Origin of the sequence: Corynebacterium sp. L4757, from assembly GCF_043673995.1 — a bacterium.
Classification (GTDB): Bacteria; Actinomycetota; Actinomycetes; order Mycobacteriales; family Mycobacteriaceae; genus Corynebacterium.
Genome location: NZ_JBIMEN010000002.1, coordinates 243251 through 267714, shown reverse-complemented (window position 1 = coordinate 267714; position 24464 = coordinate 243251). Strand labels below are relative to the sequence as shown.

Here is a 24464-nt window from a genome sequence, read left to right as displayed (position 1 = left end):
ACTGCTCTTGGACATTTCATCCCCCTTCCCCATCACTCATAAAGGAATAGCGACTATGTCCAGCCCCTACGGCAACGCCCCACAGTCCCCGCAACAGCCCCAGCAACCAGCACCTGGCACTGATACCCAGAGCTACGCTGAGTTCCAGGCGGGTCAGAATGAGAAACCACAGAAGAAGAAAAAGCGCGGTTTCCTAAAGTGGGGTGTTGGTGCCGTCGCAGTTATTGTCATCGCCAGCGCGTTCACCGGTGGCAATGATGATGACTCCGCCACCACCGCCGATTCCAATGACAGCGCAAACTTCGTCGCCGAAGCAGAAGCCGATGCTGTCCCCGCAGCCAATGATGCCGCACCTGCCGATGTCCCTGCTGCGGATGACAATGTCTCCACCGAGTTCAAAAACGCATTGCGCTCGGCGGAAAGCTACTTGAACTTCAGCTCTTTCTTCTACCAGGGCCTCTACGACCAACTGACGTCTGAATACGCTGACCAATACCCGGCTGAGGCAGCTCAGTACGCGGTCGACAATGTTGACGCTGACTGGAATGCAGAAGCACTCGAAGCAGCTGAAAGCTACCTCGACTTCTCGTCCTTCTCGTACCAAGGTCTCTACGACCAGCTCACCGCTGAGCACGCCGATAAGTACACCGCTGAACAGGCACAGTACGCAGTCGACTCAGTGGATGCCGACTGGAACGCCGAAGCAATCGAAGCTGCCGAAAGCTACCTGGAATTTAGCCCAATGTCCGGTGCCGAACTGCTCAACCAGCTCACCTCGGATTACGCCGATAAATTCCCCCAAGAACAAGCCCAGCAAGCAGTTTCTGCAGTCGGCCTTTAATCCCCCAATCCAACTCAACGCCACGAAATACGCCGCATATTTAGTTGAGACGTCAATCACTTGAATTCAATAAGTATGCACGTATGCCCACCGGTAATATTTAATTTGGCCCAACAACAGTGTAGTTGGGCCTCCCCTATTTCTAACTTCATTCATAAAGGAATACCGATGAAAGCTTCTGTGCCTGATCCATCCAACGGCGCAGGTCGTTCCTCTACAAACGGCCGCTTCTTGGGACTGAAGAAGTCCACTCTTTCAATGCTTGCTGTCATCACAGTCGGCGCCCCTTTGCTTGTCGCATGTGACAATTTTGAAAGCTCAATCCCCGTCAACACAGAAGTCAGCACCACCCCTGTTGCCCCATCCGAGCACACTCCTGCCCCAACGACTTCTGAAGCTCCTGCTGTTGAAACCTCGGCCTCGAAGGCCCCAAAGCCTGAACCAACCAGCGAAGCAAAGCCAACCAGCACCGAGGTACCTACTTCCGCTGAGTCTCCAGAGGCGACGGAGGCACCACAAGCTCCGGATACCAATGAACCAAGCGAAAACATCCCTTCGCACTTAAAAGACGCGATAGCGGAAGCAAAGGACCGCGTCGATAATGGCGCATACTCATACAGACTCATCAAAGACTGGCTCATAAAACGCAAGAATCTGTCAGAAGCAGACGCGGAGCTTGTCCTCGATAGCTCTGATATTGATTGGCATGCCGAGGCTTTAGAGTCTGCACAGAAATCTATTGATGGAAGCGAAGGAATATCTAAGACTAACTTGTTCTCATGGCTTACCTACTACAGCTCGATCAGCTGGATTGGCGGCAATACCGGTTTTAGCGAAGATGAAGCATTCTACGCAGTGGAGAATGCTGAAGCTGACTGGAATAAAGAAGCTGCTGAGTTTGTCAAGAGCAACTTGGAGACTTACTCCCCGATATCAAAGTACTACTTGAATTTCATGGTCTCAGGGGAAGGGTTTAATAGAGAAGAATTAGACTATGGCTTTTCTCAACTTCCAGAAGATACCTGGGAGACACAGGCAGTACTCGAAGCTCGGGTAATCCAACTCTCACAAGATCCCACACGCGATGAACTCATCCGCCACCTAACTAACAGCGAAAAATACACCGACGCTGAAGCAGAATACGCAGCCGATCAGGTTGGACTAACGGAGTAGATTTAGAACATTTGAGCTATAAGCCGGGCGGCGTTGTCTGGTGGGTTTGAGATGATTCATTGGTGCGCGGCTAGAGATTCCGGTTGGTGTGTGGTCTCTTCCCCGGTTGATGGTGACTCTGGCCGCGTGCACTTAATAGCTTTCGACCTGGCGGGGTCGAAAGTACGGGTGGCAGCCCAGAAAGCCCCAACGTGCACTATTTCCCCCTTTGAAAGTGCGCGTTGGGGTTTTCGACTTTTTATAACAAATGCCGCAGCCCCACGCTTGGAACATTGCGTCCTTGGCGCGGGGCTGCGGCTTGCGTATCAGCAATGGGCTGTGGATTTACTCCAAGTCGTCGTGGGCGACTAGGCGGCGGGCGGCCTCGGTGATGGTGCCGGACAGGGATGGGTACACGGCCATGGAGTCAGCAAGCTGATTCACGGTGAGCTGGTTGGTCACGGCGACGGCAACAGGCAGGATGAGCTCAGATGCGGTTGGTGCAACAATGACGCCACCGATGACGCGGCCGGAAGTTGCACGGCAGAACAGCTTCACAAAACCGTGGCGCAAAGAGCGCATCTTCGCACGAGGGTTGGTAGCCAGCGGCATCATGATGGTGCGCGCAGCAACCTCACCTGCCTCGATTTCCTTCTGAGTAAAGCCAACGGCAGCAATCTCAGGACGAGTGAACACGGCGGTGGCAACAGTCTTCAAACGCAGTGGGGATACGCCCTCACCCAAAGAGTGGTACATCGCGATACGGCCCTGCATCGCAGCAACAGAAGCGAGTGGGAACAAGTCAGAACAGTCACCAGCAGCGTAGATGCCAGAGACATTAGTGCGGGACACGCGGTCAACCTTGATGTGTCCAGAAGGAGCGGTTTCCACGCCAACATTTTCCAGGCCAAGGTCAGCGGTAGAAGGAACCGAGCCAATAGACATCAATGCGTGGGAGCCAAAGATTTCACGACCATCGGTCGTCTTTACCTTGACGCCGCCGTCCTCAGTGCGGGTCACGGTGTCAACGCGGCAGTTCTTTTCCAATTCCACGCCGCGCTCAGCCAGAACGGTCTCCAACACGTCAGCGGCATCAGCGTCATCATGAGGCAGAATGCGGTCGCGAGACGCCACCATGGTGACCTTGACACCCAACTCCGCGAAAGCAGAAACGAACTCAGCACCGGTGACACCGGAACCGACAACGATGAGGTGCTCAGGCAGTTCAGTAATGTCATAGACCTGCTGCCAGTTCAAAATGCGCTCACCATCTGGCTTTGCACCCGGCAAGACGCGTGGGGTGGCGCCGGTAGCGATAAGAACCAGATCAGCATCAAGGATTTCCTCGCGACCGTCCTCATTGTGGGTCACAGTCACTTTGTGCCCACCAGCCATAGCTGGGGTCTGATCTTTATCAAAGCGGCCGCGGCCATTAATAATACGAACGCCGAGTTCTTCTGTGCGTGCGCGAACGTCATCAGACTGACGGTTAGCCAGCGAGGTCACACGCTCATTGAGGGCCTGCAGCGCTAGCTCAGTTTTGCCGATGCCTTCGTTCAGGCCCATGTCATCGGCACGGCGAAGGTCGGTCTTAATGTTCGCACCAGCGATGAAGGACTTCGATGGAACACAGTCAAGCAGGATGCTGGCACCGCCCATGCCCTGGTCTTCAATAACGGTAATATCCGCGCCGTACTTCGCGCCGGCCTGCGCGGCCTCGTAGCCACCAGGGCCACCGCCGATAATAACAATGCGCTTTTGGTGCTCAGACATGCTGCAACCGACTCCTTTAAAAGTCATGGGAATTTTATTCCCTTAAAGTCTAACTGTTAAAGGCCGAAAGTTCTTAGCCAGGTAGTCCTGGGTGTGATGGCTGTTATAGCTTTGCAGCTTTAGCGCGTGTTGAGTTCAACATTTGAGGCGAATTGGTTGATGACTGAGCCAAAGAGTTTGATGCCCACGCCCAGCGCGCGTTCATCCACCAACAAATCACCCTGGTGCAGATCGTGCATGTCACCATCACCGGACCAGCAGCCCAGGCGCACCATGGAGCCCGGCACGTGCTCGAGATACCAGGAGAAGTCCTCGCCACCGGAAGATTGCGGTGCTTGGACGATAGATTGCGGGTCAATAGCTTTGGCTGCCGATGCAATCAGCGCCGTCGCCACATCATCATTGAGAACAGGTGGCACGCCGCGGTGATAGGTCAGCTCATGGGTCACGCCGGTCGGTGCCAATACCTGGTCCACGAGTTCGGAAAAGAGCGTGGAAATTTCCCGCCAGATCCCAATATCAGCAGTGCGCAGTGTGCCAGAGATGGAGCCGGTCTGCGGCATTGCATTGGGTGCGTAGCCAGAATTAATGGTGCCGAAAACCAAGACCGTGCCAGTTCGTGGGTCCACCCGGCGCGAAAGCAGCGCGGGTAATTCGGTCACGACCTTAGCCATCGCGTAGACTACATCAGCGGAAAGATGCGGGCGGGAGGTATGGCCGCCGGGACCTTTAATATCCAGCTCAATGACATCAGTCGCAGAAGTAATTGCGCCAGCCCGCAGACCGATGCGCCCCACGCGCAGCTTGGGTTCCACGTGCACAGCGTAGATAGAGTGGACACCTTCGAGTGCGCCCCATTCGATGACATCAGTGGCACCGCCAACCCAGACTTCTTCTGCTGGTTGGAAAATCACGCGCACACCAAAATCGAGTGGGAATTCACGGTGATAGTCCGCCACCGCGCACGCCAAGCCCAGCGAGATGGTGGTGTGAACATCATGCCCGCAGGAATGCGATACACCTGGGGTCTCAGAGCTGAACTCTAACCCGGTTACTTCTTGAACTGGCAGCGCATCAATATCCGCACGGAACGCAATACGTCCTTCTTCAGTATCTGGACCAATGTCCACCATGAGGCCGGTTTCCGGGAAACGCTGTGCCTCTAAGTCATATTCGCTCAGAATCTTGGCGAGGTAATTGGTAGTTTCAAATTCCTGGTTGGATGGCTCTGGGTGACTGTGAATGTGCCGGCGCCAGCCAATGACTTCTGCGCGGTGAGTGTCAAACCAGTCATTGACGAATTCCGAAATAGTCGGCTGCGTCATATTCAGACTCTCCTTGATACTCACGGCGTACCCAATGTGTGGTGCGCAGAAGAAGTTTTCTTCTGGGCGCAATTCTACAACTAGACCGTGCTGTTCATAAATCGAGTCTCGAAGTAATTAGGCTAGCCTGTGGATTTAAGAGAATAAAAGACCACTCAGGCTTCATTAAATAGCTCTACTAGGCCGGCTTCGATGGTTTCTTAGCACGCTCCCGTTTCGCCTCTCGGCGTTTACTTTCGGTGTAATCTCGCGGAAATGGCGCAAGATCCTCAATCGTCATAATCAACGGTTCTTCGACCTCACTCAAACCGACCCCGCCTACAGAAACGTCCATGTTCGCTTCCCCAGGCAACATTGCGGTGCCCTCCCCTATGCCATCCTGTGGTGGTTCACCATCGATATAGATGCTGGCCGCGGTGGTACGTGCAGCTTCCGCTGACTGCTTCTTTTTGATTCTCATCAAAGCCGTGCGCGTACGTGGGGTGGTACAGATTGAGGCCACAACCTGCCCCGACTCCGGTAGCAGCAGAGATGGCGGGACTTCCAAGGCCAACGCCAACTTGTACACCGTCGATAAAGCTGGATCGGCGCTGGTTCCGGAATTATTCTCATTGCGTTCTAGATTGCAGATTTGAGTCCGCGACATCCCAGCGATTTCCGCCAACGCTTGCTGCGTGACCGCACGACGGCGGCGAATCTCTTTCAAGTTTTGCGAGAACGTGAATCCATAACTAGCCCACAGCAGGCGTTCAACACTCACGGCCACAGACCTCACCCCCAAGGTTTGCCGTATTGCTTGCCCGTATTTGTTGTTTAAGCAAGCGCAATCGAAATTAGAAAACTAAGACGCCAATGAATCCCCCGAATCATTGACGCCTGTGAGCTTAACCCAGCGGCGGGAAACTTTCCACGTTTCTACCCCACTACGCTGGTGGTTTAGACCAATTAGAGCTCTATGTTGCGTGGGCCGTAGAGACGGTCACCGGCATCGCCCAAGCCAGGCACGATGTAGGCATTTTCATCGAGTTCAGGGTCAATGCAGGCGGTGACCAAACGGACTGGGTAGCCAGACTCAGCCAGTGCGTCAACGCCTGGCTGTGCAGAAATCAAGCACACGGCAACGATGTCAGTAGCACCACGATCTACCAACAGCTTCAGTGCATGCAGCAAAGAGCCACCGGTTGCCAACATAGGGTCTACCAAGAATACGGTGCGTCCGGTGAGATCTTCAGGCAGCGCTTCCAGATAAGGAACTGGTTCATGGGTTTCTTCATTGCGCGCCATACCGATGAAACCAACCTGTGCATCAGGAATCATCGACAACGCTGGGTCAATCATGCCCAGACCCGCACGGATAATCGGAACGATGATTGGTGGATCCAAAAGGCGGGTGCCATCAGCGATAGCAACTGGGGTCTTGCAATCAAAGTGCTCAACTGGCAGGTCACGGGATGCTTCGTACACCAGCATCGCGCCCAAGTCAGCAAGAGCTGCGCGGAAAGCGGCATTATCGCTGCGCTCATCGCGCATGAGGGTCAGTCGGGAGGATGCGAGTGGGTGGTCTACTACGTGGATGTCCATAAGCTACATCGTAAATGATGGGGAACCATTCTTATATTTGCGCAGTCTTACCTAGGTATGAAACCTTTGAGCACTTTTGTCATTGATCCCGAATACACGCGTGTGTTGGCAAAGGATCTTTCGCAGGCATCGCAATTTTCTCCGCCGGCAGAACAGGCATTACCTACCGATGCCACGATTACAGACTTCATCACCACTCTCACCGCAGCAATCACCAATTTAACCACCCGCGCTGAGCAGCTTCACGCTGACACGAACCACATTGCAGATGCGAGTTTCGCTATGGCTGATGCCGCGGAGGCACAAGATGGCTCCGCGGCATCAGCCTTTCATGAATTTCGGGTGGTTTAGCGATGTTTCTTCTAACTGAAACCCTAAATAGGCTCTCTCAAATGTCACCACCGCAAATCCCGCAATTGCAGCTGGTGAATGCACCCGATATGGCTGCTCTAGCGCCGCTCGCACAGACTGCGGGTGCCGATCCAAGCAAGATACTAGATGCTGTTGGCATTTTTGAAGCAGATCAATCCACCATCTTCACAGTGGCGCAAGAAGCCAGCGGACGCATCTCCGCTTGTGGTTTCGATTTAATCAAGTTGGGTGCAGAGTTTCTCACCATGGCGGCACCGCTGGCAGCGGCCTCCTTACTTCCGCACCCAGCTACCAGGGCATCTTCCCAAGCAGCACTGAAGGCATTGGTGTGGGAGTATCTTGCCCGAGCTGCCTTCCGCTGCACTGAGCTTGCCGGTGAACTCTTAGGCATTGCGAATCCCCTAACAGAGATAGCTGCACGTCCTGTGGTTTCAGCAGTCAGTGCTGGCCTGGATGATTTGGAAACACTCCAAGCCGTTTCCCAACAGGCTGGCACACATATTCCTGGTGCGAAGGAAGTAAGCACGCAATTGGGCAATGTGCGTGGTCTTGCGGAGTCTTCACTCAGTATAACCTCGGACTCAACCAGCTCTGGATCTGCTCCAGCGACTGGAGCAAGCCCGGGTAGCGGCGCTGGTGGAGGTGCTGGTAGCAGTACCGGAGGCGGTACGGGAAGCAGCGTGGACTCAGGAAGTTCGGGTGCAGGAGATATTGAAGATTCCGGTGAAGCTTCAGCGGCCGGAGAAAAGGCAGTCGATACCGCATTGTCCATGGTTGGTACCCCCTACGTATGGGGTGGTACATCTCCACAAGGCTTCGATTGTTCAGGGCTGACGCAATACGCCTATCGCGAGGCCGGCGTGGAGCTTCCTCGTTTGGCTGAGCAACAAACCGTGGGTCAACAAGTATCTGCAGATCAGTTGGTCAAAGGCGATCTAGTGGTCTGGGACGGCCACGTGGCAATGTACGCGGGCGATGGCCAAATAGTAGAAGCAGGCGATCCTGTTCAGGTTAATCCGCTACGAACCAGCAACATGGGAATGGAATTCAAGGGCTTCTGGCGTCCGACAGCATAGCGTTTGGGTAGAATCGTTGGCCATGAGCTCACGCGCGATTGTTCCGATTAAAGTTTCTTTAACTGAAGGCGATTTCTATACCCTGTGGGCGCCAAAGTGGCGCCAGCAAGGTACTGATTGGCAGGCCTTGTTGGGAGATGATGATTCTATCCTTGGTTTCCGCACCGAGGCAGAGCTTCTGACCTTCATTGAGTCAGGAAAGCGCCATGATCTCAGTGATCACCCAGAGTGGGAAGCCTTCAATAAGGGACCAGCCAACCGCGTCAGCCCCGATAAGCGCGATATCTATGACCTCATCGCCGTGCCAGAATTCCTCGCTGGTCGCCCTAGCCATGAGAATGTTTCGGCGGTAGCTCGTAATTTTGAGATGGCCGAAGTTATCTCTTCTGTCACAGGTGCCCAGCACACCACCATCTTCTTCGCCAGCCACTCTATCTTGCGTAATGCTTCCCGCGGCCTTGACCATTTCTCCGGTGAGCAAGGCTTGAAAGAATGGACCGCTATTGGCCGTGTTGTCCTCAATAACTGGAAGGGCGTTATCGAGGACTTGGATGAGCAGGCCCGCATTGTTTCTTCCACCGAGCTCGATGAAAAGAAGGTCACTGAGGCAGCGTCGAAGATTTCTGCGGCTAATCAAGCTGCAGAAGAAAAGCGCAAGAAGCTCGAAGAGCAGCGCAAGGAACAAAAAGAAGCTGCCGATCCTTATGACGGTTCCCCCTGGGCTGCCGCTGGTATCGACCCGGTGAAGATCACCGTCGATTCCAAGTCCGTCTACACCCTGCGCACCTACCTGGGCAGCTCACCAGTGTTCTTGGGCAAGTGGGGCGAAATCTTCACCTTCCCAACTTCCAAGCAGCTGATGCGTTGGATCATGGAAAATGATGACCACGATCTCGCGCGTGTATCTACCTGGGAAGACCTGGTGACCGCAGCAATGGCGGGCGAGCTGGAATTCAGCGTGCACCCAGATAACCAGTACACCTTCAACGGTATCGTTCGTGACATCACCACTGGCCCGGATTCAGTAGATACTGACCAGATGAGCCGTTGCTACGAAGTCTGCGCGGATGCCGCGGACTGGGCTGGGGATGACTCGATCAACTCATTCATGCTCGCAAACCCACGCTTCCAGGACTACCTGGGCTACATGCTCGGTTCCACGGAGACCGCAGGTTATGTCCCTTCCAAGCCATACAATGACCACGCTGAGGCGTGGAAGGGCCTGGAAGAGATGCTTACTAAGCGTTTCTCCAAGTTCTAACTGCGGTTACTCGCGCGAGTAACCGCAGCGGCTAAAAGAAACACACAGGAATGCCCTGATGAAAGCCATTTTCATGGCTATCATCAGGGCATTATGTTGTGAGGACTAAATTCTCAAGGCATTCGCCATCGCGGCGATAAGGTCATCGGACAGCTTCGCAGACGCTTGTGCTTTTGGCACAAGATGGTTGAAGCCGTGATAAGCCCCTTCATAGACATCAACGCTCACCTCAACGCCTGCGCCTTCCAGGTTGTCAGCGAATTCTCGCGCCTCATCATAAAATAGGTCCAGGTCACCAATACCAATCCACGTCGGTGGCATGGTGGAGACATCTTCGCGAAATAACGGTGAGGCATAGTCTGGGAGCTCAGCTTCAAGGTGGTCTGCTCCCAGGTAAAGATTCCACGCGGCAGCGTTGAAATTCGGGGTCCACACAAATTGCCCGCGGGCCGTTGGAATATTCTTCTTCGGTTCAGCTTCTGTACCAGTTCGGTGATCCAGCATCGGATATACCAGGCCCTGGAATGCCACCGGGTGCTGCTCACCAATCGCGCGCTGCACCACGCTTGCTGCCAAGCCACCACCTGCGCTATCACCGCATACTGCAATACGTTCCGGGTCGATGCCTAAGCCCTCGGCGTTATCCTGCACCCAGCGCAGCGCGGCAAAGCAATCATCGACGTCCGCAGGAAAAGGCGCTTCTGAAGCCTTGCGATATGACACGGCAAATACTTTCATGCCCAGTTCATCTGCAACCTGCGCATTCTGCGGGTCATAAAGACCAGGAGTACCCAGCAGGTGCCCACCTCCGTGAATCCACACCATGGCAGGTACTGGACCGTCTAATTTCCTTTTCGGCTCAATCTGGCGCGCACTAAACGGATGGCCATCATCAGGGCTAATGCCCTCAATAACGGAGATGTCCGCGTCATGCTCAGGTGGACGGACGATATCCATCTTGGCACCCATGCCCATGAGCGGGCCAACAATTGATTGTGGAACCAGGGTTTGGGGAAAGTTTAAAAATGGCGTTCGCAACTCATCAGACACCTGCGCAACGAGCGGCTGACGTTTCTTCATGAAAACGCCTAAACCTGCGCCGAGGAGTCCCACAGCAGCTAGTCCTGCCAGAACCTTGGCACGAGATTTACGTTCGGTGCCTTTCTGTTGCGACGCCATAGTTTTAATACTTTCTATTCGGTGTCATCTTCATCATCGTGGTCGGCTTCAGCTGCTTCACGGGCAGCTGCATCCTCCGCGAACTCAGTGGAAGAGAATTCTTCATAAGCCGGCAAGATGATGGTTTCAATGATGTGCTGGCGGTGTTCTTGGTCGCTGAAGCTGTTTTGAATAGCTGCAACGGTTAGCTCAAAGAACTCTTCCAGGCCATATCCCATGTTCTCATTCAAAGAAGTGAATTGATCGGTCAACGATGCCGCTCCCACCGCACACGTAAATCCAAGCTGTTGTAGCAGTGGCAAAGGGTGATCAGCCAGGGTATCGGCGTCGCCATTGGCCACATCATCATCAGGTTGCAGCTCCACGGTGATGTGACGATCACGAATCCACCCAGTTACCACGCCTGGTTGAATACCTTCCACCGTTGCAGAGAAATCATCGATGATATCAATGCCGGCGTTGATGCGAGTGGCTCCGGCTTTCACGCCTGCTTCAATTGCCTGGAAGTCACCTTCCACGACTACGGGCACAAAGTTCTCATTCAGCTTGCGCAGAGTTTCATGATGGGCCGGAATGTCATTTCCGATGAGGGCGTAGCCAGCGATGTCATCGCTATGGATGGCGAACTCAGCGAGTTCGGATACGTTATCTGCATCCGTGGTGGTTTCAAGGATGATGCGCGCGTCCACCTTGTGGTCATCAATGGCGGTCTTGGCATTCGCGAGTAGGTCCACCACGGTGCCATCGCCTAAAGCTTCAGCGAAATCAGCTGGATTGAGGCGAATTTCGGCATAAATCACATTCTCGGATTCCAGTGCATCCAAGGTCTCAGTAAATGCTTTAGCAATGTCTTGCGCTGGCTCAACGGCAGCAGCTAGCTCAATTTTTGGGAGGCTTGCGTAGATCTCGGAATTGGAGTCTTTGTTTTCAGGGCTGATTAAAGGCGCGTCATACATGCCAGCCATAGTAAACCGCACCCTAAGATATTTCACACAATGAATGCCTTTTCCAGTAACTCTAAGCTCACCCTCAGCCGCAGAGTAGTTTCCGCCATGGTGATCACCTCACTCACTGTGGCTCCGCTGTCCTTTTCTGCTCCCGCTTTCGCGCAGGACTCCGAGCCCACCGATATCACTGATACCGATGTGGTGGACCTGTTTGATGATGTCCGCGATGGCGTCGATGATGATCCAAATTCAGAGGATGCCGAAGTATCTTCTACGCGCGAAGCTGCCCCGAATACGGATCAGTGCCCGCAGGCACTCCTGCCTCCGGAGCCAGTAACTACATCGGAGGTTTTAGCCCCAGGGCAGGAATCGCCCGCTCCCCTGCCTGAGGTACCAAGCAACAACTGTGGCATTCAGGCACCTGAGGGTTTCAACGTAGATGATGATGTGCGCGCAGCATCGTGGGCTGTTTCTGATCTGGATACCGGTGAAGTTGTCGCGACCAAAGATCCGCACGGGCGCTACCGTCCAGCATCCATCTTGAAAGTCCTCATTGCACTCGTTGCGATTGAAGAACTGGATTTGGATAAAGAGGTTATCGGCACCGATGAGGACGCAGCGATTGATGGTTCCGCAGTGGGCATTGGCCCTGGCGGGCGATACACCGTAGAACAACTCCTGCAGGGCCTAGTTATGGCTTCCGGCAATGATGCGGCTCATGCGCTGGCACAGCAGCTCGGCGGCGATGAGGAAACACTGAAGAAGATTAATCAGCTCGCCCAAGATTTAGGCGCGCGCTCTACCCATGCCGCCAGCTACTCCGGACTCGATGCCCCGGGTATGTCTACCTCCGCGGCAGATATGGCCCTGTTGTACACCGCAGCATTTGAAAACCCGACCTTTGCGCGGCTCGTGGGTACAGAAAGCGTCGAGTTTCCTGGTTATGGCGATCTCGAAGGCTACGAGCTGTGGAATGACAATAGCCTTTTTATGAATGACCCAGATGGAATTGGTGGCAAGACCGGCTATACCGATGACGCGCACCATACTTTTGTTGGCGCACTCGATCGGGATGGCCGCAGGCTCATGGCTGTTATTCTCGATACCACCGTTGACCACGGGCCACGTGCATGGGAGCAGGCACAACTACTACTCAACGAAGCCTACGACGTCCCAGCAGGCCAAGGAGTTTCATCTTTGGATGAGCTCGAAAGCATCGGATTGGAAGAGGACACCGCAGAAGAAGCATCGGCTGTCGCCGCGAGCGCCCCATCCCCAGAGGACTCCGATGTTCAAGCACAGACAGAAAATACCAGCAGCAATCAACACTCCCCGATCACGGCTTGGCTGATTGTTGCTGGCATTGCAGTACTAGTTCTCGCAGTTATTGCTTCTTTATTACTTCTGCGTCGGCCATCCGGTCGTGGGCGCCACGCAGCCCGTTCTCGGGGGTAATGGTAAAGCTCGTTGCCAGCGCACCAATGAAACCGACAGTTTGTCCAAACCCCGGGACAATCAGGATGGACCTAAACCACTGACGTTTCAGTGACTGCTTCCAACTGAGCTTTTCGTGAGTATTGACATCACGCACGCGGTAACCGAGCATCAGCTTCGCCGGTGAGCCGCCCCAGGTGACCTCGGTTCCCACGAACAGCAATACCGCGATGATGCCCGCGATGAGAGCCCCAAAAATGGATTCATTAGCCACCATGACTGTGGGAATAGCACCAATGATGATCCAGTCCATGAGCGCCATACCAATGCGGGCTCCGGACGATGGCCGCTGCGCTACCGCAGGATCATGTTGAAAAGCCGGTGCTTGCTGTGGCTGCGGCACCATCTGCTGATGCTGATAGTCCTTCTGCTGATAAGGATTAAAAGGCTGTGCATAGGGACTTTGCGCGCTCTGTGGCTGCGCATAAGGCGCCTGGTTGGGCTGCTGGTTAAACTGTGGCTGCTGCTGAGGCTGCGGTTGTGGAGCAAAGTTTTGCGGAGCGAAGTTCTGCGGGGCCTGGCGTTGCGGTCCCTGCTGCGGCACGCCTTGCGGGCTGGACCAGCCGCGCGTCTGAGGCTGCGGCGCAGCCGGATTCACGCGAGTCGCGGGGTCCGGCCAGATTCCAAAATTAGCTAGGTGCTCAATTTCTGGCCATGTGATGCGGCGTCCCGCAGTGATCGCGTCATCATAGTGCTTGCGCACTTCTGGCTTAGACAAGATTGCGTAGCACAGCTGGATTTCCTTACGACGTGGGTCATTGGCCGTAACCCCGTGACTTTCAAAATCGGCATCACGTGCAGCTAATAAAATTCCTAAGGCTGCAGATTCATCATTGCTGTCAAGCTTCATATGCTTGTACAGATCAGGCGCGTAGCTGTGGCTCATGCCCCCAACTATAGCGCGGACACCTGCCAATCAACAGGCAATATATCGCACGCCAGTGCCAATTTCCTGTGCACCGGTGTGTGCAAGTTTCTTACTTCCGGCGCCAAAGGGCCACAGCCCCTGTTGTCACTGCACCAATTGCTGCACCAATACCGAAGGTGGTGCCTGCGGATGGCCCTTCAGAGATCTCCTGACGCACGCGAATCACCGCGGGTTCAGGAACAGCTGGCTCCTCCAGAGCAAGGGCCTCCTCAGTGGTGGCGGTCCACGCGGACACGTACATCACTATGCGCCAGATGAGGTACATCATGACCATCAAAACAATAACCGGCCCAAATACCGCACCGGCGGGATTATTGGTGGCCGAAGAGATAATCACGGTGGAGAGCTGCTTAATCAGCTCGAGCGCGATTGCGCCGAGCAACGCGCCCTTTGCACCGGACTTCAGTGGGACCTTGGTGCGCGGCAAGATAACAATCAGCCACCACATCACTAGGAAGTTGGCCAGCAAACCAACGGCCAGACCAGCTGCGAAAATGACCCAACTCATGCCTGGGAACTGATCGATGCCCATCCAGTCAAAGATTTGCGGAATAATACCTGATGTACCCAAAGCAGTTACCGCAAAAGCTACGATGAACGCGACCAGCAAGCCAATCAAACCAACCAGGTCATTAAGCTTTTTCACCACGAAGTTGCCGCCGCCTTCATTTGCGTCAAGCCCCCACATCGCGGAAATACCAATGCGCAAGTTATTCATCCATCCCAGTCCTGACCACAAGGTGGTCAGACCGGCTACGCCGAACATAGCGCCACGCTGGTCAATGGCAGTGACCAGGATTTCATTAATGGTATTGCCTAACTCGCCATCCACTGCCTCAGTAATGGCGTCTTGGACCTGCTGCATGAGATCTTCGCGATTCGCCAGCACCGTCGCGATAACGGCGACGGTCAGCATGAAGATCGGGAAGATCGCCAATACCGAGTAATAAGTAACACCCGCGGAGAATTGGTTGCCGCCTTGGGCCACATAGCGTTCCTGCATCCGCATGATGTGATCAACAAACCCGGAGCGCTTCCGGATTTTGTCTACTGCGCCAGGGTCGTCCTGGTTTGAACGCTCGATTCCGTAGTTATCGGTCCTTTTATCGTGCGGTTTGGTAGCGGCAACCATATCCAAAGGCCCTTTCTAGAAAGTGTTCAGCTGATTCACATCTACACTAGACGGGAATTAGCGTCGGCGTGCAGGAAGAAACCCAATCTTGTCATAAACGTTTTCAAGAAGAGGTGTGGAAACCTCGATGGCTTTATCGGCGCCATCGGCAAGCAAGCGCTCAATTTCACCGCGATCATCCATCAATTCATCAAAGCGTGCCTTCAGCGGCGTGACAAAAGCTTCCAGGGCATCAGCGGTATCAACCTTCAACTGGCCATAGCCCACGCCGTCATAGCGCTGCACCAGGTCATCGATGCTGTCATTGGTCAACGCCGACTGAATAGCCAGCAAGTTAGTTACGCCTGGCTGGTTCTCGCGGTCAAAGTTAACCACGCCCAAATCATCGGTGACTGCAGAACGAATGCGCTTAGCGGACGTCTTTGGCGCGTCCAGCAGGTTAATCAGGCCCTTCGGATTCTGCCCAGACTTAGACATCTTCGCGGTTGGTTCCTGCAAGTCATAAATCTTTGCAGCACCCTCCGGAATATAAGCATCCGGTACGCGGAAGGTCTCACCATAACGGGAGTTGAAACGCTCCGCTAGGTTGCGGGTCAGCTCCAGGTGCTGACGCTGGTCCTCACCCACTGGCACAAAGTGTGGCGAGTAGAGCAAGATATCTGCCGCCATCAGCACCGGGTAGGTGAAAAGGCCGACCGATGCGCGGTCTTGGCCCTGACGTGCGGACTTATCCTTGAATTGGGTCATGCGCGATGCTTCACCGAAACCGGTCAAGCACTGCAATACCCAAGTCAGTTCAGCGTGCGCTGGCACCTGCGATTGCACGAAGAGGGTGGAACGCTGCGGGTCAATGCCCAGCGCAATCAGCTGTGCCGCACCAGCGACGGTGCGCTCACGCAACTCCTTCGGATCCTGATCCACGGTAATCGCGTGCAGGTCTGGAATGAAGTAGAACGCATCATAGCCATCCTGCAGGTCAATCCACTGCTTGAGCGCACCCAGGTAATTTCCAAGGTGGTAGGAATCAGCAGTTGGCTGAATGCCGGAAAGAATACGATTACCTGGTTGTGGCATAGGAGTTGAATCAGTCATGTTTTTCTACCTTAGTGTGGTGGGTTTTCACCTGCGCACCTGACATAGGTCACAGATACCAAAAAGCGCCTTAGACGGCTGACACAAAAGCTGTGTACTTATCCGACCAAGACGCTTGAAGATGAATTTAAGAAAGCGCGGGGAGCTTTAACTTAAATCTTGCGGCTCGTTGGTGAGTGAACATCGAGTGCAACTGCGATGCCACCAACTACGAATGCGCCGCCCACTGACATAACGATCAATGGAGCAAGGAAAGCGAAGGACGGACCAATGACGGTCCACCACCAGATACCCAGAGCAACCAAAACTGCACCGAGGACAAGGTAAATAAATGCGCGAGACATAGGGTCTACTCCATTGTGTTCTAAACGGTAGCGTGAGTGAAATCAGCGCCGTGCCAGCTTCACCAAATATTGTTCACAGAAAGTTTATCACTTAATCAGCCAAAGACTAAGATTTGCCGGTGCAAACCTCACCCCGCAACCCCCTCTTAGGAGTACTCGACCAGCAGTGGTGAGTGGTCAGACCAACGTTCTTCCACACTTGGAGCCTTCTCCACCCAGCTGCGTTGCGCACGCTGCAGCATGGAGTCAGTCGCTGCCTGGTAGTCAATGCGCCAACCTGCGTCATTATTGAAGGCCTGTCCACGGTAGGTCCACCAGGTATAAGGACCATCTGCTTCTGGGGCAAGACGGCGGGCAACGTCGAACCACTGGGGATCCTCGGTTGCCTCCCATTCGGTCTTGGTCTCATACTCAATCACGCCAAGGTAGTCCCCCAGCCCCTTCTTGACCTGTGGCTCAGCATCAGGGAAAGCACCGAAGACATGATCCATAAAGGCACGCTCTTCCGGTAGGTGGCCGGACTTTTTCTCATTGGACTTATTATTCTTCAAGTCTTGGGCACGATGGCAGATATTCCAGTCTCCGCCAATGACCATCTCAGTGTGTGCCTTCGCGCGCTCCTCCAGAACATCTGCGAATTCATCCAGGAAGGTGTACTTTTCATCCAGCTTCGGGGAATCCACATCACCCGATGGCAGATACAGCGATGCCACGCGAACACCAGCGGTGGTTGCTTCAATCCAGCGACCGGATTCAAGGAAAGAGCCAAAACCGATGGAAACGTCCGTCAGCGGGGTGCGGGATAAGATGCCCACACCAGCGCGGCCTTTCGCGCCAGGAGTCAGTGCATCCGCCATAGCGAGATGCCAACCGGCATCCAAAGCTGGTTTGAGCGCTGCCTCAGTTTGAGCAGGGTTCGCGCGTACTTCCTGCATGAGCACGATATCTGCACTGGTTTCTTCCAACCAGGCATTCATTCCAGGATTGAGTTCATTGCGCTGCTTGCATGCGGCGCGAATGCCATTGACGTTGACTGAAGCAATAGTTAAAGACATGGCCCACAGTCTAGCCATGTCTTTTTCTTTCCCGTCATTCACGTTCCATACGCTCAGTACGCACGGAACGGTTATTTCTTCACGAATTGCGCGCCAATCCAAATCAGGATGGCAGCGGCCGAGAGCGCTGCACCCGCCAGGGCTGGTGAGGCATACCCCATGCCTGCGCCAACGACGACACCGCCGATTGCGGCGCCTGCCGCATTGGCCAGATTCAGTGCTGAGTGATTCAACGAGGCCGCCAGCGTTTGGGCATCACCGGCAACGTCCATGAGGCGAATCTGCAGGCTTGGAGTGAGTGATGCACCGAAGAAACCAATAAGGCCGAAAGTAATCGTGCCCAATATCGGGTTCAATGAAGTAAAGAAGAAGGCGATGAGAATCAATGAGATGCTGACCAGTGAGAAAAGAACTCCCTTTTCCAGGTTCCGGTCAGCGAGCCAACCGCCGAAGTAATTGCCGGCCACGTTGCCGATGCCGTAGACCATCAGCACCAACCACATGAGATTTTCTACCATGCCAGCACGATCGGTCATGGTCCAGGTGATGTAGGTATACACAGCGAACATGCCGCCGAACCCAACGGAACCCATGGCCAAAGATAGCCAGACCTGCGGGCGGCCAAAGGCGCCGAGCTCCGTCTTCACTGAGGTTGGCGGCATCTTAATCATGTGCGGCATAAAGACCCACAGGCCGGCCAGGGTCAAAGCACCTACCGCAACAACCAGCGCATAAGCCGCTTGCCAGCCGAATGCCGAGCCCAAGGCTTGTGCCGCAGGAACACCAGCGACGGTCGCAACGGACAGGCCCATGCCGACCATCGCAACGGCCTTGCCGCGCGCACCGGCCGGCGCCATCGACGCAGCTGAAAGACCGGCGACGGAGAAATACGCACCATGTGGCAGGCCCGCGATGAAACGGGCGATTACGAGCACGGCGTAATTTTCGGCAAAGATGCCTAAGCCATTGCCGATGATGAAGGCCGTCATCAAGATAATCAGCAAACGCCTGCGCGGAATCTTGCCGGTAAACGCCGTAATGAGTGGCGCACCAACCACCACGCCGAGTGCGTAAGCGGAAATAATATGAGAAGCCTGGCCCTCAGAAATACCCAAATCACCAGAAATCATTGGCAACAGTCCCATGGAGACGAACTCCGTGGTACCGATGGCAAACCCACCCATCGCTAATACGATGACCACAAGGATGCGGCGAATATTAGAAATATCCGTCTGCAGCGGACGCGGGTGACGGCGATAGCGCAGTCGGCGTTGCGCCTCATACTCTGAGGCATCCTTCGGGGAAGCATGCGTAGTCACCGATCGCTTCGAATCAATTGGATTAGAAGACTGATCGGTAGTTGATCCTAAAGTTTCACTATTGTGGTTGTTATCACGCTGAAGATTCCGGTCTTTGTCATATTCATTTCCGCGCATCTCATTCACCCGCGCAACCTTACCCAACAGTGGGATAAACCTGCATGTCAAGTGAGAAAACATAAAAAGCTCTTGACACTGTGCACCACACCACGAATGATAGAAAACCGCAGCTATAGGGTATAGCTACCTGAACTGACAGCTAAACCATATTGACAAGGCCACATGCACGAGGATTAACATAGGTTATCCTAAAATCATTTAGGGCAGGCTAGCCTGCCCATTTTCGTGGAGGTCCACACCGTGCATACATCCAAACTTGTTCGCCTCACCGCTGTATCAGCCATCGCAGCTTTGACCTTGGCTGCGTGCTCCGATAGCGCGAGCACCGATTCCGCAGCAGGTTCCGACTCTTCTGCGTCTGAGTCTTCTGAAGGTACCGAAGGTGGAGAAGGCGAGTCCACCAACCCAGCTGATGAAGCGCAATTCCCTGTCACCGTTGAGCATGCGTTGGGCGAGACTGTCATTGAGTCCAAGCCAGAACGCGTTGCCACCGTTGGCTGGGCAAACCACGAGGTTCCATTGGCGTTTGGCATCGTGCCAGTAGGCATGTCCAAGTCCACCTGGGGCGATGATGATGACAATGGCATCATGCCATGGACCGAGGAGAAGCTCGAAGAGCTTGGTGCCGAAGAGCCAGTGCTTTTCGATGAAACCGATGGCATCCCATTCGAGCAGATCGCTGATACCCAGCCAGATGTCATCTTGGCTGCCTACTCTGGTCTGACCCAGGAAGACTACGACACTCTGTCTCAGATTGCGCCTGTGGTTGCCTACCCAGATAAGCCGTGGACCACTTCTGCCTATGACATGGTGTCTTTGGATGCAGCGGGTCTGGGACTGGCCGAAGAAGGCGAGGAGCTCAACGCTGATTTGAAGCAGCAGGTTGCTGATGCCATGGCACAATACCCAGAATTGGAAGGTAAGAAGCCACTGTTTACTTCCTTCGGTGGTGCTTCTTCTGAGTCCATGATTGGCTTCTACACCCTGGATGATCCACGTGCGGGATTCCTGGAAGAAACTGGTTTTGAGACCCCAGAGATCGTGGAAGAATACACCGGCAATTCTGATTCTTTCTGGGAAGAAGTATCTGCTGAAAACCCAGAGCAATTCGAAGATGTGGACTTCTTCATCTCCTACTCTTCTGGTGATGAAGCAGCTGACCAGCAGACCCTAGAGGACATGCAGGCTGATCCACTGATGTCGAAGATTCCAGCTATCGCTGAAGGCCGCGTGGTCTTTTTGGAAGCAGGCCCACTGGGCGCTGCTGCCAACCCATCCCCACTGTCTATACCTTGGGGCATTGATGAGTATTTCGCCGAGCTCAACACAGCTTTTGAATCTGAATAGTTCGGCACATCCATAATTTTTAGTTAGAGGGAACCTTTTCGCAGTGTCTGAAAAGTCCGTGAAACTGCTAGCGCCTGCTGATGACGCCGGCCGCCACGAGTCGCCGACCGCAGGTGACTTGGCTGGTGCCGCGCGGGCATCCCAGGCTGGTGATGCTGGGAAAAAGCGTCCAGTCGGGGTACGCATCGCAGTATTCGTGTTCCTGCTCATCGCTCTAGCCGTCGCATGCGTTGCATCGGTTATGTTTGGCGTGCGCTCAATTTCAATTGAGGACGCCATCGCTGCCATCAGTGGTGCGACCGAGACCGCTGAACAAGCTGCTGCCTCGACCCGTTTGCCGCGCACGGTCATGGCAGTAGTGGTCGGTGCCGCACTCGCACTATCAGGCACAACACTGCAGGGCGTTACCCGCAATCCACTAGCCGATCCCGGCATTTTCGGCGTCCTTTCCGGCGCTTCGCTCGCCGTGGTCACCGGTATCGCCTTCTTTGGGCTCTCGCGTCCCGTCCCCACGATGATTGCCGCCATGTGCGGTTCACTCGCTGCAGCCATCTTCGTCTACTTCGTCGGCTCATTAGGCCGTGGTGGCGCAACGCCATTGAAACTCGCGCTTTCGGGCGCTGCGACCGCAGCGGCCACATCCAGTTTGGTTTCGGCAATCTTGTTGCCGCGCGCTGATGTCATGGACCAATTCCGCTTCTGGCAGATCGGTTCCGTCGGCGGTGCCGAGTGGAATGTATTAGGTCTCTCCCTGCCTTTTCTGGGCATCGGCCTGCTGCTCGTCCTCGGCTGCGCGCCCGGGCTTAATGCCTTGGCACTGGGCGATGACGTCGCCACCGGCTTAGGCGTCAAAGTCATCACCACCCGCCTGGTGGCTACGTTGGGCGCGGTCATGCTCTGCGGTACCGCCACCGCGCTCGCTGGTCCTATTTCTTTCGTGGGTCTTATCGTTCCACACCTGATTCGCCTCATCTGCGGTACGGATCACCGCTGGCTGCTGCCGCTGACCGGACTAGCTGGCGCACTACTGTTGACGGTGGCTGACACCATCGGCCGCGTGGTCACCCGCCCATCAGAATTGGCCGTAGGAATTTTGGTGCCGCTAATTGGCGCACCACTATTTATCTGGATTGTCCGTAATACTAAAGTCAGGGAGCTAGCCTAATGAGCACCACTACCCTGGCAACATCACTGGCGTCCGCGCGCAAGAAGCGCAGCCTGCACTATTGGGCGCTCATCGCGGTCTTAGCCATCGCCGTCATCGCCGTATGGTTTGCTTCCCTCATCATCGGCGAAACTTTCTACTCCCCGTCTGATGTCTTTGCTGTCATCATGGGTGAGCAGGTACCTGGCGCCAGCTTTACCGTCGGCACGCTGCGCCTTCCGCGCGCAACGGTAGCGATCTTTGTGGGCTTGGCATTTGGTATTGCCGGCACGATTTTCCAGACCATGCTGCGCAACCAGCTGGCCTCACCAGACATCATCGGTATTTCTGCCTCCGCATCCGCGGCGGGCGCAACCGGCATCATCATGTTCGGCATGGGACAAACTTCCGTGTCCATCATGTCCACCATTGCCTCACTGACCATCGCGGTCATTATTTATTTGCTGTCTATTAAGTCCGGTTTTACCGGTACGCGCATGATCCTCATCGGCATTGGCTGTGCCGCCATCATGCAGGCGTGGACTTCATATGTGCTCTCCAACGCGGCTGCGTGGGATTTGCCCACCGCTACCCGCTGGATCACCGGATCCCTTAACACCATGAGCTGGGAACGCGGCATGCCCGTCATCATCACGGTCATCATCCTGGCACCGCTCATGATTGCGCTTTCCCACCCGCTGTCGATTTTGCGCCTCGGTGATGACCTTGCCCGCGGTTTGGGCATTCGCTTAACGATGACCCGCGTGATCCTGTTCGTCGGCGCCGTCATACTCATCGCGATTGCTACCGCTGCCACCGGCCCAATTGCTTTCGTCGCCTTTATGGCAGGACCGATTGCGTCTCGCATCTTTAAACCCGGCGTATCCCTTGTGCTCCCCGCGGGCCTGCTCGGCGCACTGTTGGTGCTGGTGGCTGACCTTGCTGGGCAATATCTCTTTAGCACCCGCTACCCCGTCGGTGTGATTACCGGCGCGATTGGCGCACCATTTCTTATTTACTTACTTACTCGATCATCGCGATAGGACTTTCATGACTGCACTTCATACACCCGCAGCGCAAGAAACCGGTAGTGCTGCTTTGCGCGCTACCGATGTCTCCGTCGGTTATGGCGAACGCACCGTGATCGACAAACTCAACGTGGATATCACCCGCGGCACAGTGACCTCTATCGTGGGCCCTAATGGTTGCGGAAAATCAACCTTGCTGCGCGCCATGTCACGGCTATTAAATCCCAGCAGTGGTGAGATTGTCCTGGACGGTAAGTCCATTCATGACATCCCCACCCGCAAACTGGCAACACAGCTAGGCCTGTTGCCACAAACCCCGATTGCACCCGATGGCATCGTGGTCGCTGACCTCGTTGGCCGCGGCCGCACCCCACACCAGGGACTCTTGGGACGCTGGAGCCAGCAGGATTATGACATTGTGGCCGAGGCGCTCGAAGCCACCGGCACCGCCGATTTGGCGGAGCGCTCCATCGATGAGCTTTCCGGCGGTCAGCGCCAACGCGTGTGGATTGCCATGGCTCTGGCACAGCGCACCGATACGTTGCTGCTCGATGAGCCCACCACCTACCTGGACGTCAAGCACCAGTTGGACGTGCTGGATTTGCTCACTGAGCTCAACCGCGACCGCGGGACCACCATTGTAATGGTGCTGCATGATTTGAATCTGGCCGCGCGTTATTCCGATGAACTCGTGGCGGTTGCCGGCGGCAAGGTATTTGCTCACGGTCGTCCACATGAGGTTATTACGAAAGAAAACGTTCAGGAAGTCTTCGGTATTGATTCCATCATTATCAATGACCCTGTCTCTGACCACCCGGCGGTCATGCCCATTGGCCGCCACCACCTAAGGACAAAGTAGATTCATCATGGCCTTCCACCCATTTCTTGCCACCGTCAAAAATTCGAAGAGAATCTCTCCGAATTTCCAGCGCGTCACCTTCACTGGTATCGATGACATGGGCCCCGCCGGTGCCATCATGGACCTGCGCATCAAGCTCGTCATTCCAGGCCCACACGGACTGCCGGAGCTCAAGGGCGAGGGCGATTGGTACGCCGAGTGGAAAGAGCTGGATGCCGAGCACCGCGGGTGGATGCGCACCTACTCCGTTCGTGAGCTCCGACGTGCAGACGCACACGTCGAAGACAAGAGCCTCGACGGCGAGAACAGCGAGGCCGAAATTGATATTGACTTCGCACTGCACGGCGTCGGCACGCCACACAGTGGCCCCGCTGCTACCTTCGCTGTGGAAGCCCAGCCTGGCGACCAGCTGTTTATCATCGCGCCCGAGAAAGATGATGAATCTGGCCCCGGTATCGAATTCCAGCCAGGTGATGCCACCAATGTGGTGATTTTGGGCGATGAGACCGCACTGCCTGCAATGCTGCGCATTGCCGATGAATGGCCCTCACATCTCACTGGCACCATGTACTGCGAACTCGTTGATACTGCAGATACCCCGCAGATTGATTTTCCAGAGAATCTGACCGTGCACTGGGTTCCCCGCGCAGACCACCACACCTATGGTGACATGCTCGTAGAATCAGCAGCACGCCTATTTGAACTCGACAACCCCCGCGGTGAATTCACTCCACCGGAGCCTTCTGGCGCTCAGGAAGCTGAGCCTGCGTCAATGGTGTGGGAGACCCCGGTATATAGCTCTTTCGAGGATGAAAATGAAGCCGGCGAACCCACCTCGACGACTGCGGAACGTTTTGCTGATACTTACTTCTGGATCGCCGGTGAATCATCGATGGTGACCACCATTCGCCGCATGTTGGTTAAGGGCGCGGGAATTTCGCGTCACCAGGTATCTTTCATGGGTTACTGGAAAAATGGGGTCTCGGCTCTAGGCTAAATCCCCCACCTTAACCGTGGCTTAGGCAGCGCTCACTATTTAGAGGGTATCTATCGCACAAAAGAAACGGTAAACCGGTATTCTTGGTAGCTGAACGT

Annotated in this window: 23 protein-coding genes; 11 read left to right on the top strand and 12 right to left on the bottom strand. The window is 54.8% G+C overall.

Annotation, left to right across the window (positions count from 1 at the left end):
* Positions 1-55 precede the first annotated feature (55 nt).
* Positions 56-841, top strand: coding sequence for an Ltp family lipoprotein (locus tag ACG98I_RS03735; RefSeq protein WP_394718499.1), 786 nt, complete (start codon positions 56-58; stop codon positions 839-841).
* 168 nt (positions 842-1009) lie between these two features.
* Positions 1010-2014, top strand: coding sequence for a hypothetical protein (locus ACG98I_RS03730; protein ID WP_394718497.1), 1005 nt, complete (start codon positions 1010-1012; stop codon positions 2012-2014).
* A 324-nt stretch (positions 2015-2338) separates the two neighbouring features.
* Here the strand turns inward: ACG98I_RS03730 and ACG98I_RS03725 are convergent, their stop codons facing one another.
* The 4 genes from ACG98I_RS03725 to upp all read right to left on the bottom strand — a co-directional run bounded on the left by ACG98I_RS03725 (position 2339) and on the right by upp (position 6672).
* Positions 2339-3766, bottom strand: a complete 1428-nt coding sequence (locus ACG98I_RS03725; RefSeq protein ID WP_394718496.1) for an NAD(P)H-quinone dehydrogenase — start codon at positions 3764-3766, stop codon at positions 2339-2341.
* A 119-nt stretch (positions 3767-3885) separates the two neighbouring features.
* Positions 3886-5091, bottom strand: a complete 1206-nt coding sequence (locus ACG98I_RS03720) for a M20 family metallopeptidase (RefSeq protein WP_394718494.1) — start codon at positions 5089-5091, stop codon at positions 3886-3888.
* Between the two features lie 178 nt (positions 5092-5269).
* Positions 5270-5851 carry a helix-turn-helix domain-containing protein gene (locus ACG98I_RS03715; protein ID WP_394718492.1) on the bottom strand — a complete coding sequence of 194 codons (582 nt, stop codon included), beginning with the start codon at positions 5849-5851 and terminating at the stop codon, positions 5270-5272.
* A gap of 185 nt (positions 5852-6036) precedes the next feature.
* Complete coding sequence (gene upp / locus ACG98I_RS03710; protein ID WP_394718490.1) at positions 6037-6672, bottom strand: uracil phosphoribosyltransferase; 636 nt, start codon at positions 6670-6672, stop codon at positions 6037-6039.
* Between the two features lie 57 nt (positions 6673-6729).
* On the opposite strand from upp, the gene ACG98I_RS03705 reads away from it, so the two are divergent.
* From ACG98I_RS03705 to ACG98I_RS03695, 3 genes are read left to right on the top strand one after another with little or no spacing between them, the layout of a single operon-like run.
* Entirely contained in the window at positions 6730-7023 is a 294-nt protein-coding gene (locus ACG98I_RS03705) for a transducer protein Htr23 (RefSeq protein ID WP_394718489.1), read from the top strand.
* 41 nt (positions 7024-7064) lie between these two features.
* The gene (locus ACG98I_RS03700; RefSeq protein WP_394718487.1) at positions 7065-8120 is read left to right on the top strand and encodes a C40 family peptidase; all 1056 of its coding nucleotides are present in this window, start codon (positions 7065-7067) and stop codon (positions 8118-8120) included.
* 22 nt (positions 8121-8142) lie between these two features.
* Positions 8143-9381 (top strand): hypothetical protein, encoded by a 1239-nt coding sequence (locus ACG98I_RS03695; protein WP_394718485.1) that lies wholly within the window; start codon positions 8143-8145, stop codon positions 9379-9381.
* A gap of 105 nt (positions 9382-9486) precedes the next feature.
* On the opposite strand, the gene ACG98I_RS03690 is transcribed toward ACG98I_RS03695, so the two are convergent.
* Together ACG98I_RS03690 and ACG98I_RS03685 are read right to left on the bottom strand one after the other, a co-directional pair.
* Complete coding sequence (locus ACG98I_RS03690) at positions 9487-10560, bottom strand: alpha/beta hydrolase (RefSeq protein ID WP_394718483.1); 1074 nt, start codon at positions 10558-10560, stop codon at positions 9487-9489.
* Between the two features lie 14 nt (positions 10561-10574).
* Positions 10575-11525 (bottom strand): adenosine deaminase, encoded by a 951-nt coding sequence (locus ACG98I_RS03685; protein ID WP_394718482.1) that lies wholly within the window; start codon positions 11523-11525, stop codon positions 10575-10577.
* 87 nt (positions 11526-11612) lie between these two features.
* Here ACG98I_RS03685 and ACG98I_RS03680 point away from each other — a divergent pair, with 87 nt between their 5' ends.
* Positions 11613-12962: a D-alanyl-D-alanine carboxypeptidase family protein gene (locus ACG98I_RS03680; protein WP_394718481.1), complete on the top strand. Its 1350-nt coding sequence runs from the start codon at positions 11613-11615 to the stop codon at positions 12960-12962.
* On the opposite strand, the gene ACG98I_RS03675 is transcribed toward ACG98I_RS03680, so the two are convergent.
* From ACG98I_RS03675 to ACG98I_RS03650, 6 genes are all read right to left on the bottom strand, one after another.
* Positions 12892-13887, bottom strand: coding sequence for an RDD family protein (locus ACG98I_RS03675; RefSeq protein WP_394718479.1), 996 nt, complete (start codon positions 13885-13887; stop codon positions 12892-12894). The genes ACG98I_RS03680 and ACG98I_RS03675 overlap by 71 nt on opposite strands.
* A 91-nt stretch (positions 13888-13978) precedes the next feature.
* A complete protein-coding gene (locus ACG98I_RS03670) occupies positions 13979-15061 on the bottom strand; it encodes a YhjD/YihY/BrkB family envelope integrity protein (RefSeq protein ID WP_394718477.1) in 1083 nt (360 codons plus the stop codon).
* A 57-nt stretch (positions 15062-15118) separates the two neighbouring features.
* Positions 15119-16153, bottom strand: coding sequence for a tryptophan--tRNA ligase (trpS, locus tag ACG98I_RS03665; RefSeq protein WP_394718475.1), 1035 nt, complete (start codon positions 16151-16153; stop codon positions 15119-15121).
* A gap of 152 nt (positions 16154-16305) precedes the next feature.
* Positions 16306-16497, bottom strand: a complete 192-nt coding sequence (locus ACG98I_RS03660; RefSeq protein WP_394718473.1) for a hypothetical protein — start codon at positions 16495-16497, stop codon at positions 16306-16308.
* A 146-nt stretch (positions 16498-16643) separates the two neighbouring features.
* Complete coding sequence (locus tag ACG98I_RS03655; RefSeq protein ID WP_394718472.1) at positions 16644-17552, bottom strand: exodeoxyribonuclease III; 909 nt, start codon at positions 17550-17552, stop codon at positions 16644-16646.
* A gap of 71 nt (positions 17553-17623) precedes the next feature.
* A complete protein-coding gene (locus tag ACG98I_RS03650) occupies positions 17624-18988 on the bottom strand; it encodes an MFS transporter (RefSeq protein WP_394718832.1) in 1365 nt (454 codons plus the stop codon).
* Between the two features lie 243 nt (positions 18989-19231).
* Between ACG98I_RS03650 and ACG98I_RS03645 the strand changes: the two genes are divergently transcribed.
* The 5 genes from ACG98I_RS03645 (at position 19232) to ACG98I_RS03625 (ending at position 24366) form a co-directional block, all read left to right on the top strand.
* Positions 19232-20338: an iron-siderophore ABC transporter substrate-binding protein gene (locus ACG98I_RS03645; protein ID WP_394718470.1), complete on the top strand. Its 1107-nt coding sequence runs from the start codon at positions 19232-19234 to the stop codon at positions 20336-20338.
* Positions 20339-20522: 184 nt separating this feature from the next.
* A complete protein-coding gene (locus tag ACG98I_RS03640; protein ID WP_394718830.1) occupies positions 20523-21503 on the top strand; it encodes a FecCD family ABC transporter permease in 981 nt (326 codons plus the stop codon).
* Complete coding sequence (locus ACG98I_RS03635; protein ID WP_394718469.1) at positions 21503-22525, top strand: FecCD family ABC transporter permease; 1023 nt, start codon at positions 21503-21505, stop codon at positions 22523-22525. Before ACG98I_RS03640 ends, ACG98I_RS03635 begins: the two co-directional genes overlap by 1 nt.
* A 7-nt stretch (positions 22526-22532) precedes the next feature.
* On the top strand, positions 22533-23369 hold the full coding sequence (locus tag ACG98I_RS03630; protein WP_394718468.1) for an ABC transporter ATP-binding protein: 837 nt from the start codon (positions 22533-22535) through the stop codon (positions 23367-23369).
* Between the two features lie 7 nt (positions 23370-23376).
* Positions 23377-24366, top strand: coding sequence for a siderophore-interacting protein (locus tag ACG98I_RS03625; protein ID WP_394718467.1), 990 nt, complete (start codon positions 23377-23379; stop codon positions 24364-24366).
* Positions 24367-24464 lie beyond the last annotated feature (98 nt).

What these genes read in the sequence shown, in the direction of transcription:
- trpS (WP_394718475.1), bottom strand. Translation starts at nt 16,153, where the DNA reads ATGACTGATTCAACTCCTATGCCACAACCAGGTAATCGTATTCTTTCC.
- ACG98I_RS03675 (WP_394718479.1), bottom strand. Translation starts at nt 13,887, where the DNA reads ATGAGCCACAGCTACGCGCCTGATCTGTACAAGCATATGAAGCTTGAC.
- ACG98I_RS03660 (WP_394718473.1), bottom strand. Translation starts at nt 16,497, where the DNA reads ATGTCTCGCGCATTTATTTACCTTGTCCTCGGTGCAGTTTTGGTTGCT.
- ACG98I_RS03705 (WP_394718489.1), top strand. Translation starts at nt 6,730, where the DNA reads ATGAAACCTTTGAGCACTTTTGTCATTGATCCCGAATACACGCGTGTG.
- ACG98I_RS03725 (WP_394718496.1), bottom strand. Translation starts at nt 3,766, where the DNA reads ATGTCTGAGCACCAAAAGCGCATTGTTATTATCGGCGGTGGCCCTGGT.
- ACG98I_RS03720 (WP_394718494.1), bottom strand. Translation starts at nt 5,091, where the DNA reads ATGACGCAGCCGACTATTTCGGAATTCGTCAATGACTGGTTTGACACT.
- ACG98I_RS03690 (WP_394718483.1), bottom strand. Translation starts at nt 10,560, where the DNA reads ATGGCGTCGCAACAGAAAGGCACCGAACGTAAATCTCGTGCCAAGGTT.
- ACG98I_RS03655 (WP_394718472.1), bottom strand. Translation starts at nt 17,552, where the DNA reads ATGTCTTTAACTATTGCTTCAGTCAACGTCAATGGCATTCGCGCCGCA.
- ACG98I_RS03670 (WP_394718477.1), bottom strand. Translation starts at nt 15,061, where the DNA reads ATGGTTGCCGCTACCAAACCGCACGATAAAAGGACCGATAACTACGGA.
- ACG98I_RS03650 (WP_394718832.1), bottom strand. Translation starts at nt 18,988, where the DNA reads ATGCGCGGAAATGAATATGACAAAGACCGGAATCTTCAGCGTGATAAC.
- upp (WP_394718490.1), bottom strand. Translation starts at nt 6,672, where the DNA reads ATGGACATCCACGTAGTAGACCACCCACTCGCATCCTCCCGACTGACC.
- ACG98I_RS03635 (WP_394718469.1), top strand. Translation starts at nt 21,503, where the DNA reads ATGAGCACCACTACCCTGGCAACATCACTGGCGTCCGCGCGCAAGAAG.
- ACG98I_RS03730 (WP_394718497.1), top strand. Translation starts at nt 1,010, where the DNA reads ATGAAAGCTTCTGTGCCTGATCCATCCAACGGCGCAGGTCGTTCCTCT.
- ACG98I_RS03680 (WP_394718481.1), top strand. Translation starts at nt 11,613, where the DNA reads ATGGTGATCACCTCACTCACTGTGGCTCCGCTGTCCTTTTCTGCTCCC.
- ACG98I_RS03685 (WP_394718482.1), bottom strand. Translation starts at nt 11,525, where the DNA reads ATGGCTGGCATGTATGACGCGCCTTTAATCAGCCCTGAAAACAAAGAC.
- ACG98I_RS03695 (WP_394718485.1), top strand. Translation starts at nt 8,143, where the DNA reads ATGAGCTCACGCGCGATTGTTCCGATTAAAGTTTCTTTAACTGAAGGC.
- ACG98I_RS03625 (WP_394718467.1), top strand. Translation starts at nt 23,377, where the DNA reads ATGGCCTTCCACCCATTTCTTGCCACCGTCAAAAATTCGAAGAGAATC.
- ACG98I_RS03630 (WP_394718468.1), top strand. Translation starts at nt 22,533, where the DNA reads ATGACTGCACTTCATACACCCGCAGCGCAAGAAACCGGTAGTGCTGCT.
- ACG98I_RS03735 (WP_394718499.1), top strand. Translation starts at nt 56, where the DNA reads ATGTCCAGCCCCTACGGCAACGCCCCACAGTCCCCGCAACAGCCCCAG.
- ACG98I_RS03700 (WP_394718487.1), top strand. Translation starts at nt 7,065, where the DNA reads ATGTCACCACCGCAAATCCCGCAATTGCAGCTGGTGAATGCACCCGAT.